We start from the raw sequence: 15334 nt of genomic DNA on the forward strand, positions 1-15334 counted from the left end.
GAATGACCGTCCCCACAGGACAACCGACGTCCACGCAGCAGCTCGCGGCGCTCAGCGGCCAGGTCGGGATGACCCACCGGTTCGTGGTCGCCATCGACGAAGGGGCATACGACCTGGGATCATGGACGAAGGTGACCGGGTTGTCCGTCCGCTGGGACAAGCACACCTATCGGCCGGGCTCGGCCAACGCCGAGACGATCATGCCGGGAAACCTGACCTACACCGACATCACGCTGTCACGGGCCGCCTGCGACGACTCCAAGAAAGTGCAGTCCTGGCTCGTGGCCACGACCAGGACGAACAACCGCCACAGCGGCGCCATCCACATGGTCGACCACGACAACAACTACACGGTGACGTGGCAGCTCAAGGAGTTCTTCCCGATCGGGTGGCAGATCACCGAGTTCGACGCGTCCAGTGCCCGACCGGCACTGGAGACGCTCACGCTGGCGCACAACGGTTTCCTCAACGACGAGGCCAGGTAGCCGGATGTCCGCGCCTGCCTTCGGGCTGACCATCTGGTTCGACGTCTCGGTGCTCGGCCTCGGCCCGGCCGACGACCACCAACTCGGGCAGTGGTCCAGCTGCACGGGTCTCGGTGTGGAGTTCGGCACCGAGGAGTTCGGCGAAGGCGGCCGGTACGACTCCCCCGCCGTGCTCCCCGGCCGGATCAAGTACACGCGGATCACCCTGCAGCGCGCGGTCAGCACGGCGGACTCGCCCAGGGTCCAGCGGTGGCTCGAACGCGTCGCGGCCCAGTGGGTCAACTCCGGCAGGTCCGCGGCCGAGTTCGCCGGTGTCGAACTGGTCATCAAGCTCCGCGACAGCCCCAGCTCCGACGGTCCGGTGATCCAGGAGTGGCGGCTGCGCAACGCCATCCCGGTGTCCTGGAACGGACCGGCGCTCTCGGCCACCGGCGGCGGCGTCGCCACCGAACAACTCGTGCTGGTGCACCAGGGCTTCCTCACCACCAAGACGGACGACTCCGCCGCACACGCGACCGGCGCGGACGGCAGGCTCCGGCTCGCGAGCGCGACCGACGCGAGCAAGAAGATCGTGTTCCAGTACACCCCGGAAACAGTCAAGCTCAGCCGCAAACACGAGGTCAGAAGCCTCAGCTCGAACCCGGCCACCGAGCTGAACCTGACCAGACCGGCGCGGCTGGGGATCAGCCTCGGCCAGTTGCGCGTCGACGGCGCCGCCCAGGTTCGGACCGCGATCGGGTTGCTCAGCGAGTGGATGCAGCCCGTCTCGTCGCCGCCGCTGTCCTCGTCATCGCCTGGCCAGCCGTCGGACAGCGAGTCCGGGTCGGACGACAAGTCGTACCCGGCCCTGCAGCGGCTGCGCCTCACGCTGGGCTCCACCGAAGACGGCATCATCCAGGACGTGATCCTGACCAGCATGGACGTGACCTACGACCGGTTCACATCGGCCGGGGACCCGTGCCGCGCCCAGGTGGCTCTGAACTTGGAGGAGTTCAGAGCGGCGGGTGGCGGCGAACAACCGGCGGCGGCATCCACCACAGGGGACACGCCCGCACAACGACTCGCCGACACCCGGAAGTCCCCGACATGACTGCCACTCCGGACCAGTGGGCTCCGGGATCGCTCACCACCGTGCTGCCGGGCGTGTACGTCGGCGAGGAGCAGCGGTTGCTGCCGGGCGCGCTGACGCGGCGGATCGTCCGGTTGACCGTGGACAGCAGGCTCGGCCTGCCGGACATGTTCGAGATCACCTTCTCCGTCGAACGCGGCGCGGGCCCGGTCACGGCCGAGTTCCCGATCGGCACACCCGTATCGATCAGCGCCGCACCGCCGACGCGGCCGCAGTCGGCGGGATCGTTGATGTCCGGTGAGGTCACCGCACTCGAAGGGTGTTACGCCGCGACAGCGACGCTCACCGTGCGCGGGTACTCGGGCGACCACCGGCTGCAACGGGCCACTCGGTCACGCACCTTCCTGCAGATGACCGACGCCGACATCGCCCGCAAACTCGCCACGGAGGCCGGGCTGCCGATCGGCGTGGTCGACGAGACCTCGACGGTCCACGACCAGGTGGTGCAGTTCAACCAGACCGACTGGGACTTCCTCTCCGCCCGCGCCGCCGCGCTCGGCTTCGACGTCGGCATGGCGTACGGGAAGTTCCAGTTCCGGCAGGTGCCCGCCGCGGGCGCGGCGAGCGTCGAACTGGACTTCCCGGCCACCCTGCGGACCTTCAGCCCCCGGGTCACGGCGGGCAACCTGTGCCCGGAGTACGAGGTCCGCGTGTGGGATCCGCTGACGGCCACCGTGTCCGACGAACGCACCCCCGCAGCGACCGAATCGGTGCGGCTGCCAGACCCCGCACCGGCCGCGCTCGGTGCGCTGTTCAACAAAGCCGCGCCGGACCCCGGCGAACCGAACCCGTTGGGTCCGCTGCCCTCGCAGCAGGCCCGGATCGCCTTCAACTCCCCGGCTGTGAGCGCGCAGGCGGCGGCGCAGGTGTCCGTGCGTGCCATGTCCGATCGCACCGCGGGCACGGTCGCCGAGGCGCACGGCGTGGCGCTCGGCGATCCGCGGCTCGCGGCAGGCGTGCTGATCGACGTCAGCGGGGTCGCGGCGGCGTTCGCCGGGCACTGGTTGCTGTGCCGTGTCCAGCACGTCTTCGACGAAGAGGGCTATCACACCCGGTTCGAGGCGGGAGGTCACCAGGACCGGTCGCTGCTCGGCCTCGCGACACGGGGAACCTCCAGATCCGCGGCGTTGACCGGGCTGGTGTGCGGGATCGTCACCAACCTCAGCGACTGGGACGAGAACGACGAGACACACCACCGCGGCCGGGTGAAGGTCGCGCTTCCCTGGCTGTGCCCCACCTTCGAGACCGGGTGGGCACCGGTGGTGCACCCGGGAGCGGGCCAGGCCACCGGAACGGCCTTCCTGCCCGAGATCGGCGACGAGGTCCTGCTGGGGTTCGAACTCGGCGACCCGAACCGGCCGTACATCCTCGGCGGTGTCGTCAACGAGCGCAGCACCTACACCCTCGGCGGGCCGTCGGTGCAGAAGATGGGCGAGGCGGCGGCCGTGGTACGACGCGGGATCGTCTCACCGTCCGGGTCGATGCTGGCCTTCCACGACGAGTCCACGCCCGGTCAGACCACGGGACCACCGCAGGCCGCGGAGATCACGCTGGCCACCCAGGGCGGTTCGCTCGGGCTCGTCTTCGACGAGGTGGCCGGGACGGTGACCCTGCGCTGCGACCCGCGACCACCCGCCAGCAAGCAGGAACCCGGGAACCTGGTGATCGAGTGCGGCGCGGGCGGCACGGTCGAGGTCCGCAGCGGTCCGGACGGGACGGTCACCGTGGACGGCGGCGGTGTGCTGAACCTGACGGCACAGCAAGCGGTCCGCATCCAGAGCGCGGGCGAGGTCGAGATCAAGGGACAGCTCATCAAGCTCAACTGAGGAGCAACCATGGCGCAGCCGACAGCGGCCATCAACTACCCGCTCGAAGTCACCGCGAGCGGCGACTTCGCCATGGCGGCCGGGTCCCGCCGGCTGGAGCAGTCGATCCGGCTCATCCTGGCGACCTACCCCGGCGAACGCCCGATGCGGCAGGACTTCGGCAGCAGGCTGCGCGACTTCGTCTTCGAACTGTGCACATCGGACAACGCGGCGGCGCTCGCCGGCGAGGTCCGGCGCGCGGTGGCGAAATGGGAACCGAGGGTGGAGTTGACGAAGGTGCGGGTGGTCCAGGACACGTCCGTGCCGGGCCTCGTCCACCTGGACGTCGAATACCGCGTCGTGGCAACGGATGAGGTGCGGGAGCTGACCGTTCCCTTCCACTTCAACCCCGACAGCGACGGGAGCTGACCGATGGCGCTGCCAGCACCGAATCTCGACGACCGGCGCTACGAGGACCTCGTGGCCGACGCGGTGGCCATGGTGCGCCGCACCTGTCCGGAGTGGACCGACCAGAACCCGTCCGATCCCGGGATGACGCTGATCGAGACGTTCGCCTATCTGAGCTACCAGTTGATCTACCGGCTCAACCAGGTCCCCGACCGGGTCAGGCTGAAGTTCCTCGACCTGATCGGCCTGCGGCTGCACCCGCCCACCCCGGCGCAGGCAGGCGTCACGTTCTGGCTGTCCGCCCCGGCGAGCGCGACGCTGGTCGTGCCTGCCGGAACCGAGGCCGGGACGCTGCGCACGGACGCCGAACCCCCGGTGGTGTTCTCGACGGTGGCGGACCTGCGGATCATCCCGTGCGCGGTGCTGGCGCTGTTCAGCAGGTACGCGTCGACCGAACACACCACCCGGCACCCGCTGCCCTCAGTGCCGGTCGCGGTTTTCACCGACGAGCCCGTGCCCGGCGACACGCTGCTCGTCGGGCTCGACACCGCGGCACCCCGATGCGCTGTCCGGCTGGACGTCGACTGCGAGATCGCTGGCCTCGGCGTCGATCCGAGCCGCCCGCCCTTGGTCTGGGAAGCGCACACCGCCGACGGCTGGGTCCCGTGCGACGTCGGCACTGACGAGACCGGTGGGCTCAACCGGCCCGGCGCGGTCGTGCTGCACCTGCCACCGGACCACGCCGAAAGCGTGTTCGAGGAGGTCAGGGCAGGCTGGCTACGAGCCAGGGTGGTCTCGCCCGCACACGACACACCCGGGTACACCGCGTCGCCGATCCTGCGGGGACTGTCCGGGTGCACCACCGGCGCGACCGCCGACGTGGTGCACGCGGAACTGGTGGCGCAGGAGACGATCGGTACCGCCGACGGCACACCGGGCCAGGTCTTCGCCCTGCAGTCCGGACCGGTGCTCGGCGGACTGAGCGACCCGGTGGTCGAGACCAGTTCCGACACCGGGTGGGACCGCTGGCACCTGGTCGTCGACTTCGCCGCGAGCGGACCCGCCGACCGGCACTTCATGCTTGACCCCGTCGCCGGTGAAATCCTCTTCGGACCGGCTGTGCGCCTGCCGGACGGCACCTTGAGCCAGTACGGCGCCGTCCCGCCACGCGACGCCGTGGTGCGGGTGCGTGGCTACGCGATCGGCGGCGGTGCACGGGGAAACGTAAGCGCGCGGACAGTCCGCACGCTCCGCACGTCGGTTCCGTTCGTGGCGGCCGTGGAGAACCGCCACTCGGCACAGGGTGGCACCGAAGGCGAGACCCTCGACGAGGCCGCGGACCGAGGTCCGCTGCTGCTGCGCACCCGCAACCGGGCGGTGACCGCGGAGGACTACGAGTTCATCGGCCGCAAGGCGGTGCCGGAGATCGCCCGGATCCGGTGTCTCACCGGCAGTTCCGGTGAAGCCCGGGTCCTGGTCGTGCCCGCGGCGGCGGATCCGGACGGCCGGATCAGGTTCGCGGACCTCGTACCGGACCCGCAACTGCTGGCCCGGCTCGCCGAACACCTCGACGAGGTACGCGTGATCGGCACACGGGTGGTCGTCGAACCACCGCGCTACCGCGGCATCACGGTGGTCGCCCGGCTGATCGCCAAACCACGGGCACCACTCGACCGGGTCCGTGACGACGCCCTCGGCGCGCTGTACAACTACCTCAACCCGCTGTGCGGCGGGCCATCTGGCCACGGCTGGCCGTTCGGCCGGACAGTCCGGCCCGGCGACGTCTACCCGCTGCTGCAGGAGGTCCGCGGGGTGGCGTGCGTCGAGGACCTGCGGCTGTTCACCGCGAACCCCGTGACAGGGGAACGCGGCAACGCCGAAGGGAGGATCGAGCTGTCCGCCAACAGCCTCGTGTTCTCGTTCGAGCACCAGGTCCGAGTCGAGGCCCGCTGATGGTCGTCTGCGGCGACTGCGGGCAGCAGAACAGCGACGCCGACTCCTTCTGCGGCAGGTGCGGGCAGTTCCTCGAGTGGAACAGCGAGCGGGTCCCGGTGACCGTCGCACCGGAAGTCGTCGAAATCGCGGAAGTCGAGGCACAGCAGGCACAACCGGGCCTGCTCAGCCGGATGCGGCGGGCCGCCGTGGACATCGTGGCCGGTCCGCCGATCTGGGAGCCGGTCGCGCCGGGAGCGGGGCCAGGCGGGCCGCCCGGCCCACCTTCCCGGACGGCTCCTCCGTCGAGGGGCGCAGCGGCACCGCCCCCACCTCCTCCGCCCGGCAGGCTGGTGGCGCCGCCTCCCCCGCCACCACCGCGAGGCGGCCCCGCAGCGCCACCCCCGCCACCTCCACCGCGAGGCGGGTCAGCACCGCCTCCACCGCCGCCGCCACCTCCGCCGCGAGGCGGACCAGAGGCGCCCGCGGCACCACCTTCGCCGGGCAAGTCAGCTGCACCGCCACCTCCACCGCCGCCAGGCAAGTCAGCGCCGCCACCCCCGCCTCCACCACGCACGCCATCGGCGCCACCTCCACCCGGCAGGACAACGGCGCCAGATGCCCCTGCTCCACCCGACCCGACTCGGCTTGGCGAACTGCCACCCCAACCCACACCAACCCCGCCATCACCGCCGCGCCCCGCTCCCCCGATGCCCGATCAACGCATGCCTGCGCCGCCCGATCGGCCTGCGAACAAAGCCGCGCCGATGGCGCTCCAGCCGCGTGCAGCGGAACCACCGGCCACCGAAAGACCGAACTCAGTCGTGCCGCCACCGCTGACAGCCGCGCTCGCTGTCCCCGTCACCTTGCCGGAACCGCCGCCGGAAGTCCTTCCCCAACCCGCGCAGCCGCCGTCCCCCAAGGTTCCCGTCGCGCCGCCCAGACATCGGCCCAAGCCCGGCGAGCTCGTGTGTGGGCAGTGCGGGACCGGCAACCTGGCGAGCCGGAAGTTCTGTTCCCGGTGTGGTGAGTCGCTGTCGTCCGCTGTTGTCGTGGGGACGCCGTGGTGGCGGCGGGTTTTCCGGCGCCGGGTCAAGGTGCTCGAGCTGGGCGGCAGGCCCTCGAAGCCCGGGGAGGGGCGCACGAGCCGGGCGTTGCGGGGCACGTTCCGCAAGGTTCGGGTCATCCTCAGTGTGTCGCTGCTGGTGTTCGGTCTGCTCGCCGCGCTCTACCCACCGGTGCGGACGTTCGTGGTCAACGAGTTCCAGGCGCTCAAGACGAAGGTCAGTTCGCTCGCGGACGACGCGCTGTCGCCGATCCGGCCCGCCACCACCTCGGCGACCGCCCAGACCGCGGGCCACCCTGTCCAGGCCGCGTTCGACACGTTCAAGAACACCTACTGGGCCGCGCCGTGGTCGCTCAACCAGCCGCCGGTCATCACCGTTCAGCTGGCTCAGCCCGTCGAGCTCCGCATGGCGATCGTCACGTCCGGTGCCGCGGGCGAGTACACCGCGCACGGCCGCCCGTCCTCGCTGAAGGTGTCCTACTCCAACGAGAAGTTCACCGTCGTGTCCCTGAAGGACTCTCCGCAGCCGCAACAGGTCGAGCTCGCCGACGGGCTGGGCGCGACCAGTCTGCAGATCTCGGTGCTCGCGGTCTACGGCACGCAGCCCGTGGCCGACGTGGCGATCACCGAGATCGAGTTGTTCGGGCTCGCGTGAGGGGAGATCCGTGTACGACACGCCCGCGGTGGGGACGCCGTACCCGATCGGCGAGTTGTTGCCCGCCGTGCTGCAGGAGGACGACCTGGCGATGCGGCTGACCGCGGGCCTCGACCGGGTGATCGCACCGGCCATCGCCGCGCTCGACTGCCTGGACGCCTACCTTGACCCACGGCTCGCGCCGGTGGACTTCCTGCACTGGCTGGCTGAGTGGGTGGGGGCTGCCGTCGACGAGCACTGGCCGGTCGAGCGTCGCCGTGCGGCCGTGTCACAAGCGGTCTCGTTGCACACCGCGCGGGGTACTGTCGCCGGGTTGCGCACGCACCTTGAAATGCTGACCGGGACACGCGTCGAGATCGTCGAGAGCGGCGGCGTCACGTGGTCGCAGTCGCCGGACACAGCTGTCGACATGGGACCGGCGAACCTTGTCGTGTTCGTCGACGCCGACAGCACCGTGGGTCACGGCGAACTCGACGAGATCGTGGCGGCGGCCAAACCGGCGGGCGTCGCGCACCGGGTGGAACTGCGCGATTAGGCCACGCCCGTCGTGCGCGGTTTCCTATCCACGCTGCCCTCCCCCGCCATGGGCCGCTCGGTGGACAGTGGTCGGCATGACCGTGCTGGTGACACTGGACGACACACCGACCACCGTGACGCCCGGAGTCGTGGCCAATCGTGCGCTGGTCGTCCACAACACCGGCACCCTGGTCGCCCAGTACACCTTGGAAGTGCTGGGCGACGGCAAGAACTGGATCAGCGTCACGCCGCCGTCGGTCAACCTCCTGCCGGGCGGTCAGGCCACCGCGCAGGTGAAGCTGGCGCCGCCGCGGTCATGGGAGGTCAGCGCCGGTCCGGTGCCGTTCGCCGTGCGGGTCCGTGACCGGGACACCGACCTGTCCGTTGTGGAAGAGGGAACGATCGAGGTCGAGCCGTTCGTCGAACTGGTGGCCGAACTCGTGCCAACCCAGCGCCGGGCCCGCAGGCACGGCCGGTACCGGCTCGCGGTGGACAACTCCGGCAACACCACGACCGTCGTGGCCGTGCACGCCGCCGACCCGGATGACGCGCTGGAGCTGACAGCACGTCCCGACGTCGTCCGGACCACGCCAGGGACCACCACCATCGTCGGCATCGACGCGGCACCACGGCGGCGCTTCCTGCGGGGTGCGACCAAAACACTGCCGTTCCAAGTGCTGCTGACCACCGACACCGAGGAACCGATCAGCACGGACGGCGTGTTCCTTCAGGACCAACTGATGCCCGCGTCGCTGCTGAAGGCGGCCGCACTGCTGGTGGTGGCCGTGGGTGCGCTGATCGCGTGCTGGTATCTCCTGCTCAAACCGAAAGTGTCCTCAGTGGCGACCGACCAGGTCCTGCCCCAGGCACAGACGCAACAAAGCCAGCCGAGCACGACGACCACGCCCGCGCCGTCCACCGCCGGTCAGCCGACCGGCAACCCACCGCCTCCTCCTGCTGCGAAACAACAACAGTCCACCACGCAGACCACGGTGTCGACGACAACGAGCGCACCGTCCACAACCACCACTACCACGCCCGCACCACTCCGGTTCCGGATACCCACGTCGACCGGTTCGGGCAAGGAAGCTTCCTTCTCCTTCGCCGGGCCGCCGGGCAGCAGGCTCGACCTCGGGGACATGATCCTGCAGAACCCGATGGGCGACAGCGGGCTGCTGCGGATCTCGATCGGCGACGATGTCGTACTCGAGACCGAACTGTCCACATTTCGTGATCGCGAGGTGCACTACACCTATCCGCTGCGCGTCGAGGACGGCGTGCCGGTCGTGGTCACGATAGGCTGCCGGACACCAGGCACGGGTGCCACGGGATGCACACCGGCTGTGTCGTTCTCCGGCCAACGCACGAACGGGTGACCCTTAACTCTTCCGTGTGGCCCAAGGGACTTTCCCCAGTGTGCGAAGCGGCGCCGCCCCGGCAGTCTGCTCCTATCCCCCACCACGAGGAGCGACCGTGACCACACGTGTTCCTGTCTACGCGCACGCCGCCGATCTGCTCACCCGGGCGGGACTGGAAGGCCATCTGCGGTTCCAGCCCGAACTGCGGCTGGTCACCGAGGACGAACTGGACGAGGGCGTCGTGGGCATCGTCGCGGCGGAAGCGGTCGACGACGCGACCACCGTGCTGCTCAACGACATCCACGGGCGCGGGTGTGAACGGATCGTGCTCGTGATCGGGACCGTGGACGACGCCGGTCTGCTGGCGGCGGTCGAGGCCGGTGTCCGCGGGTTCATCGGACGGGCCGAGGCCACCCCTGCGCGGTTGGCGGAGCTCGCGGCGAAGGTCGCGTCCGGTGAGGCGACACTGCCACCGGACCTGCTGACGCGACTGCTCAAACAGGTCTCACATCTGCAGAAGGGGGTGACCGCCGTCAGTCGCGTGCCGTTGACCGGTCTGTCGGCCCGTGAGGTCAAGGTGCTGCGTCTTGTCGCGGATGGACTGGACACCGACGAGATCGCCCACGACCTGAGCTATTCGTCGCGCACGGTCAAGAACATCCTGTACGCCGTCACCAACCGGTACCACCTCAGAAACCGCTCACATGCCGTGGCGTACGCACTGCGGCACGACCTGATCTGAGCAGGCGTCGGACGCGCGTTCGTCTCAGCGCGTGTTTCCTCTGTCCGATCGCGATAGCCGGGCCGGATGCGGTCCCTGACGCCACCGCCGAAAAGCCAAAAGACAACCAGTATTCCGGCCTTCGGCGGCGACGCCAGGAACCACCCCGATCCCGCCTCTCATCGACCAGACAGAGGAAACACGCGCTAGGCTGGACGACTGGGCTGTCGGCGGACCCGTGGGTTGTCGTCGTCGTGCCCAGTGCGCGGTGACGATGGAGGGCGGGGTCGGCGGTGCCTGACAGCGGGGGCGGACAGGTCGGTTGTGGACAGGTCGGTTGTGGACGGCAGGACGGGCAGTTCGTCGGCAGGGACGCCGAGCTCGCGCGGATGTCCGAGGTCTGCGCGGCGGTCGTCCGCGGTGTCCCGCAGACGGTGTGGGTGCGTGGGGAGGCGGGGATCGGGAAGACCCGGTTCGCCCGGCAGGCCGTGCTCGGGCCGGGCACGCCGCCGTTCACCGTGCTCGACGCGACGGCGGACGTGGCCGAGTCGGTGCTCGAGTTCGGGGTGGTCGAACAGATCGTGCGCCGGGCCGACCCGGCGTCCCTGCGATCGGCGCCGCTGCTGTCCGACCGGATCCCGTCGGACGCGAGCCCGTTCGCGGTCGGCGCGCAGCTGCTGCAAGTGCTCGGTGCGATGCAGTCGTCGGGTCCGGTCGCGGTGCTCGTCGACGACGTGCACTGGACCGACACGAGTTCCGCGCAAGCGCTCGGTTTCGTGCTGCGCCGCACCAGGGCCGACCACGTCCTCACGGTCCTGCTCAGCCGCCACTCCGCCGAGCACGACCCGAAAAGCCCGCTGCACCAGCTCGAACGATGCTGTCCTGACGCCGTCACCATCGAGCTCGACGGGCTGACCAGTCCGGACGTGCGCGCGATGGCGGTGGCGGCGCGCGGGTACGACCTGCCCGACCGGTCGGCGGAACGGCTCCGCGCGCACACAGGTGGCAACCCGCTGCACGTCAGAACCTTGTTGCACGAGCTGCCCGAGGACGTCCTGGGCGGCGAGCACCTGGCGCTGCCGGCGCCGCGGTCGCTCGTCACGGCTGTGCGGTCCACACTGGAACGGCTGCCCGATCAGACCCGTGCGCTGGTGGAGGCGCTCGCGGTGCTGGCCGAGGTCACCCCGCTGGCCCGGGCGGCCTACGTGGCCGGGATCGACGACGCCGCCCGCGCGGTCGGCCCCGGCCTGGACGCCGGGCTGCTCGGCTGGACGTCCCGGGAGCCGTCGAGCCCGCTGTGCATCGACCACGGATTGCACCGCGAGGCCATCTACGACGTCATCCCGCCCGAACGGCGGCAGGTGCTGCACCGGCGCGCGGCCGAGATCGCCGACCCGGTGAGCCGGTGGGGGCACCTGGTCGCCGCGGCGACCACGGCCGACCCGGATCTGGCCGCCGGGCTCGACGAGGCGGCCAGAGAGGCTGGAGAGTGCGGTCAGCACATGCTGGCCGCGCGGTATCTGCGGTGGGCGGCCGACCTGTCGGTCAGCCGCGCGGACCACGAACGACGGATGCTGACCTCGTGCGTGCAGACCCTGCTGGGCCCGAACCGAAGTTCCGTGCTCGCCCGGCGGGCGGACATCGAACGGTGTGCGCCGACGGCGTTGCGGTCGCTGACGTCGGGCCTGGTCGCGTTGTTCGCCGACGGGGACCGGGCGACGGCCACCAGGCACCTGTCCAGTGTCCTCGATCATTCCGACGACGCCGAAACGTGGATCACGGCGGTGGCCGCGGCCGGGCTGGCCGGAGCGGCCGTGTGGGCGGGTTCGGCGGACGAGACCATCCGCGCCGCACGGCTCGCGCTGAGCCTCGGTGGTCTGCCGGTCCGGCTGGCTGATTTCGTCCGGGTGTTCCTCGCGGTGGCCAGGTGCCGGGCGGACGGCATGGCGGCTGGTCTGGCGGAACTGGCCCATCTGCCGTTGAACGCCATCGACGTGCCGCCCGAGCACCTGGACTCGCTGACCTGCCGGGGTGCGATCCGCGCGATGCTGGGACACTTCCCGGCGGCGGAGCTCGACCTGCGAACGGCGGTGCGCAGGCACCGGGCGGGCATGCACACCATGGGCGGCACCACGTCGCACTCGTACCTGGCGGCGATCCACTACGCGCGGGGCGAATGGGAGGACGCGTCGATCCTGGTCCACCAGGCCCTGTCGCTGGCCGACCCCGACGAACAGCCCCACCACCGGGTGCTGCGGCACATGGTGGCCTGTCTCGTGCCCGCCGGCCGTGGCGAATGGGCGGCCGCGAACGCTCACGTGAGCACGGCGTGGGCGACCGCACACCGGTTCGCGAGCCCCCAGGACAACCGTTACGCGGCGATCGCCGAGGCAACACTGCACCAGGCCCGGGGCAGGCCGGCGGCCATGCTCGCGGCGCTGCGCAAGATGACCCACACCGACCCTGGCTCACGAAACGACACGCACGCGTGGTGGGGACTGTGGTGGCGGCCGCTGCTGATCGAGGCGCTCGTGGGCACCGGCCACCGATGTGAGGCGGCCGAGCACCTGACCGAGTTGCGGGGTCTGGCCGCCGACGCCGAATACATGGCGCCCACCATCCTGCGCTTCGACATCGCACTGTCCGACGGCGCCGGGCCGCGCCAGGCACAGGACCGGGTGGCCGAACTGGCCGAACACGCGCCTCGGCATTCGTTCCTGCAGGCGTTGCTGGAGGCGTGTTTCGGCAACCGGCTCGCCGCGACAGGCCACCCCGCGGAGGCGACGCGGTACCTCACCGCCGCCCAGCACCGGTTCGCCAGCCTGCGCGCCACCCCGTTCGAGCAACGAACCCGCATGGAGATCGACCGGCACACACCAGCGGCACCGCCCAGCGGGCCGCAGCTGCCGGGGTTATCCCGGCGGGAGAGCCAGATCGCCCACCTCGTGCGGCTCAACCACACGAACAGGGAGATCGCCGCCCAGCTGTACGTCACGACCAAGACCGTGGAGTACCACCTGGCCAACATCTTCCTCAAACTGGGCATCACCAGCCGCCGTCAACTGCGTGACCAGTCGTGAGGCATCGGGGAACTTCCCGGGCGTCCCATGCTGGTGGTGCCTTCCCGGCACGTCACGGGCCGAGCGCCTCGGTGATGGAAGCCGGGCCTGCCAACGGGTCGTCGACCCGCATGCCTTCGCCGCCCTGTTCGACCAGTTCCGCACGGACCTCGTGCGGGTGGATCCGCCCGGCCCTGATGTCCTCGGCGAAGTGGCAGGCCGCCCGATGGCCCGGCGCGATCTCCCGCAGCACCGGTCGTTCGGTGTCGCATCGCTGCTGCTGCCGCCACGGGCACCTGGTGTGGAAACGGCAGCCGCTCGGTGGGTTCGCCGGTGACGGGAGGTCTCCGGTGAGCAGGACGCGTTCGCGTCGGTCCTCGAGGACCGGATCGGGCACCGGCACCGCCGACAGCAGCGCCCGGGTGTACGGGTGCAGCGGCTCGGCGTACAGCTGGTCCGATGTCGTCTCCTCGACCAGTCCACCGAGGTACATCACGCCGACCCGGTCGCAGATGTGCCGGACCACGGCCAGGTCGTGCGCGATCACCAGGTAGGTCAGGCCGAACTCCCGCTGCAGGTCCTCCAGCAGGTTGATCACCTGGGCCTGCACGGAAACGTCCAATGCGGACACCGGCTCGTCCGCGACGATCAGCTCCGGCTCGACCGTGAGCGCACGCGCGATCCCGATCCGCTGCCGCTGGCCGCCGGAGAACTCGTGGGGATACCGGCGCAGCGACGTGCTCGGCAGGCCGACCGAGGACAGCAGCGAACGCAGGCGTTTCGTCGTCGCCTCGCGGCCGGTGTCCAGCCCATGCGCCCGCATTCCCTCCACCAGGAGGGATTCGACCGACTGCCGGGGGTCCAGCGACGACATCGGGTCCTGGAACACCATCTGCATGCGGCGGCGCATGGTGCGCAGCCGTTCGCCGCGCATCGTCGACAGGTCGATGCCATCGAAGACCACGCGGCCCGCGGTCGGCGGGGTCAGCTTGAGCATGGCGCGCCCGAGCGTCGACTTGCCGCAGCCGGATTCGCCGACCAGCCCGTAGGTCTCGCCCCGGCGGATGGCCAGGTCCACCCCGTCGACGGCGTACACGTAGCCGATGGTCCGGTCCAGCACCACCCCGCGCCTGATCGGGAAGTGCACCTTGAGGTCGTCGACCTCGACCAGAGTGCCGGTCATGTGAGTGCCTCCCGCTGGGTCGCGGTGACCGGGTTGTGGCAGCGCAGCAACCGCCGGGACACCAACGGGTCCACCGCCATCTCCGGGGTCACCTCGACACAGGTGTCGATGGCGTTGGGGCAGCGGGGCGCGAACGCACAGCCGTTCTGCCATGGGATGTTGTCGGCCACCGAGCCCTTGATCGGCACCAGCCGTTCGCCCCTGGGTGAGTCCAGTCGCGGGATCGACGACAGCAGGCCGTGCGTGTAGGGATGTCGTGGCGCCGCGAACAGGTCGTGGCGCTTGGCCCGTTCGACCACCCGGCCCGCGTAGAGCACGTTCACCTCGTCGCACAGACCCGCGACCACACCGAGGTCGTGGGTGATCATGATCAGTGCCGTCCCGGTGTCCCGGACCAGTTCCGCGAGCAGCGCGAGGATCTGCGCCTGGATGGTCACGTCCAACGCCGTGGTCGGCTCGTCGGCGATCAGCAGCCGTGGCCGGCAGGCCAGCGCGATGGCGATCAAGGCGCGCTGCCGCATGCCACCGGACAGCTGGTGCGGGTACTCGCTGAGCCTGCGCCGCGGATCGGGGATGCCGACCTTGTCCAGCAACTCGGCCGCCTCCATCGCGGCCTGCTTGCGGGGCGTGCCCTGGTGGCGTTCGAGCACCTCGGTGACCTGCAACCCGATCGGCACGACCGGGTTGAGCGAGGACAGCGGATCCTGGAACACCATGCCGAGGTCGCGGCCGCGGCGGTCACGCATCTGCCGGTCGGACAACGACAACAGCTCGGTGCCGTCGAACCGCGCCGAACCGGTGACCTGGTTGCCCCGCTTCGGCAACAGTCCCATGATCGACATCGCGGTGACCGACTTGCCGCAGCCGGACTCGCCGACCAGCCCGACCGTCTGGCCGGGTGCCACGTCGAAACTGACGCCGTCGACCGCGGCGACCGGTTGCTCTCCCGTGCGCTGATGCCCCCTTGACCGGAACACCACCGAGAGGTCACGGACTTCGAGCAGTGCCATCAGCCGA

At 70.4% G+C, this 15334-nt stretch carries 13 protein-coding genes; 10 read left to right on the forward strand and 3 right to left on the reverse strand.

Going from position 1 to position 15334, the window contains the following annotated elements; translation table 11 throughout:
* The first annotated feature begins 2 nt into the window (after positions 1 to 2).
* Genes ALI144C_RS19635 through ALI144C_RS19655 form a run of 5 tightly spaced genes read left to right on the forward strand, consistent with a single transcriptional unit; the run spans position 3 to position 5780 of the window.
* Positions 3 to 485: a phage tail protein gene (locus ALI144C_RS19635; protein ID WP_076988564.1), complete on the forward strand. Its 483-nt coding sequence runs from the start codon at positions 3 to 5 to the stop codon at positions 483 to 485.
* 4 nt (positions 486 to 489) lie between these two features.
* Positions 490 to 1575, forward strand: a complete 1086-nt coding sequence (locus tag ALI144C_RS19640; protein ID WP_076988565.1) for a phage tail protein — start codon at positions 490 to 492, stop codon at positions 1573 to 1575.
* Positions 1572 to 3440 carry a VgrG-related protein gene (locus ALI144C_RS19645; RefSeq protein ID WP_076988566.1) on the forward strand — a complete coding sequence of 623 codons (1869 nt, stop codon included), beginning with the start codon at positions 1572 to 1574 and terminating at the stop codon, positions 3438 to 3440. The genes ALI144C_RS19640 and ALI144C_RS19645 overlap by 4 nt, the downstream gene beginning before the upstream one ends.
* A 9-nt stretch (positions 3441 to 3449) precedes the next feature.
* Entirely contained in the window at positions 3450 to 3848 is a 399-nt protein-coding gene (locus ALI144C_RS19650) for a GPW/gp25 family protein (RefSeq protein WP_076988567.1), read from the forward strand.
* A gap of 3 nt (positions 3849 to 3851) precedes the next feature.
* Positions 3852 to 5780 carry a putative baseplate assembly protein gene (locus ALI144C_RS19655; protein ID WP_076988568.1) on the forward strand — a complete coding sequence of 643 codons (1929 nt, stop codon included), beginning with the start codon at positions 3852 to 3854 and terminating at the stop codon, positions 5778 to 5780.
* Positions 5781 to 5945: 165 nt separating this feature from the next.
* Here the strand turns inward: ALI144C_RS19655 and ALI144C_RS19660 are convergent, their stop codons facing one another.
* Positions 5946 to 6341 carry a hypothetical protein gene (locus ALI144C_RS19660; protein ID WP_143230740.1) on the reverse strand — a complete coding sequence of 132 codons (396 nt, stop codon included), beginning with the start codon at positions 6339 to 6341 and terminating at the stop codon, positions 5946 to 5948.
* Between the two features lie 242 nt (positions 6342 to 6583).
* On the opposite strand from ALI144C_RS19660, the gene ALI144C_RS19665 reads away from it, so the two are divergent.
* From ALI144C_RS19665 to ALI144C_RS19685, 5 genes are all read left to right on the forward strand, one after another.
* Positions 6584 to 7480, forward strand: a complete 897-nt coding sequence (locus ALI144C_RS19665) for an NADase-type glycan-binding domain-containing protein (protein WP_168211295.1) — start codon at positions 6584 to 6586, stop codon at positions 7478 to 7480.
* A 10-nt stretch (positions 7481 to 7490) separates the two neighbouring features.
* Positions 7491 to 8015, forward strand: a complete 525-nt coding sequence (locus tag ALI144C_RS19670) for a phage tail protein I (RefSeq protein WP_076988571.1) — start codon at positions 7491 to 7493, stop codon at positions 8013 to 8015.
* A 76-nt stretch (positions 8016 to 8091) separates the two neighbouring features.
* Positions 8092 to 9372, forward strand: coding sequence for a COG1470 family protein (locus ALI144C_RS19675; protein ID WP_076988572.1), 1281 nt, complete (start codon positions 8092 to 8094; stop codon positions 9370 to 9372).
* 97 nt (positions 9373 to 9469) lie between these two features.
* Positions 9470 to 10096: a helix-turn-helix transcriptional regulator gene (locus ALI144C_RS19680; RefSeq protein ID WP_076988573.1), complete on the forward strand. Its 627-nt coding sequence runs from the start codon at positions 9470 to 9472 to the stop codon at positions 10094 to 10096.
* A 272-nt stretch (positions 10097 to 10368) separates the two neighbouring features.
* Positions 10369 to 13155: a helix-turn-helix transcriptional regulator gene (locus ALI144C_RS19685; protein ID WP_076988574.1), complete on the forward strand. Its 2787-nt coding sequence runs from the start codon at positions 10369 to 10371 to the stop codon at positions 13153 to 13155.
* 52 nt (positions 13156 to 13207) lie between these two features.
* On the opposite strand, the gene ALI144C_RS19690 is transcribed toward ALI144C_RS19685, so the two are convergent.
* Both ALI144C_RS19690 and ALI144C_RS19695 read right to left on the reverse strand, forming a co-directional pair.
* Positions 13208 to 14317 carry an ABC transporter ATP-binding protein gene (locus ALI144C_RS19690; protein WP_076988575.1) on the reverse strand — a complete coding sequence of 370 codons (1110 nt, stop codon included), beginning with the start codon at positions 14315 to 14317 and terminating at the stop codon, positions 13208 to 13210.
* Positions 14314 to 15327: an ABC transporter ATP-binding protein gene (locus tag ALI144C_RS19695; RefSeq protein WP_076988576.1), complete on the reverse strand. Its 1014-nt coding sequence runs from the start codon at positions 15325 to 15327 to the stop codon at positions 14314 to 14316. The genes ALI144C_RS19690 and ALI144C_RS19695 overlap by 4 nt, the downstream gene beginning before the upstream one ends.
* Positions 15328 to 15334: the final 7 nt, after the last annotated feature.

The organism is Actinosynnema sp. ALI-1.44 (assembly GCF_001984155.1).
Lineage (GTDB): Bacteria > Actinomycetota > Actinomycetes > Mycobacteriales > Pseudonocardiaceae > Kibdelosporangium.

Bases quoted from the DNA above. Each gene is read 5' to 3' on its own strand.
- ALI144C_RS19635 (WP_076988564.1), top strand. From the start codon at position 3: ATGACCGTCCCCACAGGACAACCGACGTCCACGCAGCAGCTCGCGGCG.
- ALI144C_RS19640 (WP_076988565.1), top strand. From the start codon at position 490: ATGTCCGCGCCTGCCTTCGGGCTGACCATCTGGTTCGACGTCTCGGTG.
- ALI144C_RS19645 (WP_076988566.1), top strand. From the start codon at position 1,572: ATGACTGCCACTCCGGACCAGTGGGCTCCGGGATCGCTCACCACCGTG.
- ALI144C_RS19650 (WP_076988567.1), top strand. From the start codon at position 3,450: ATGGCGCAGCCGACAGCGGCCATCAACTACCCGCTCGAAGTCACCGCG.
- ALI144C_RS19655 (WP_076988568.1), top strand. From the start codon at position 3,852: ATGGCGCTGCCAGCACCGAATCTCGACGACCGGCGCTACGAGGACCTC.
- ALI144C_RS19660 (WP_143230740.1), bottom strand. From the start codon at position 6,341: ATGGCGTGCGTGGTGGAGGCGGGGGTGGCGGCGCTGACTTGCCTGGCG.
- ALI144C_RS19675 (WP_076988572.1), top strand. From the start codon at position 8,092: ATGACCGTGCTGGTGACACTGGACGACACACCGACCACCGTGACGCCC.
- ALI144C_RS19690 (WP_076988575.1), bottom strand. From the start codon at position 14,317: ATGACCGGCACTCTGGTCGAGGTCGACGACCTCAAGGTGCACTTCCCG.
- ALI144C_RS19695 (WP_076988576.1), bottom strand. From the start codon at position 15,327: ATGGCACTGCTCGAAGTCCGTGACCTCTCGGTGGTGTTCCGGTCAAGG.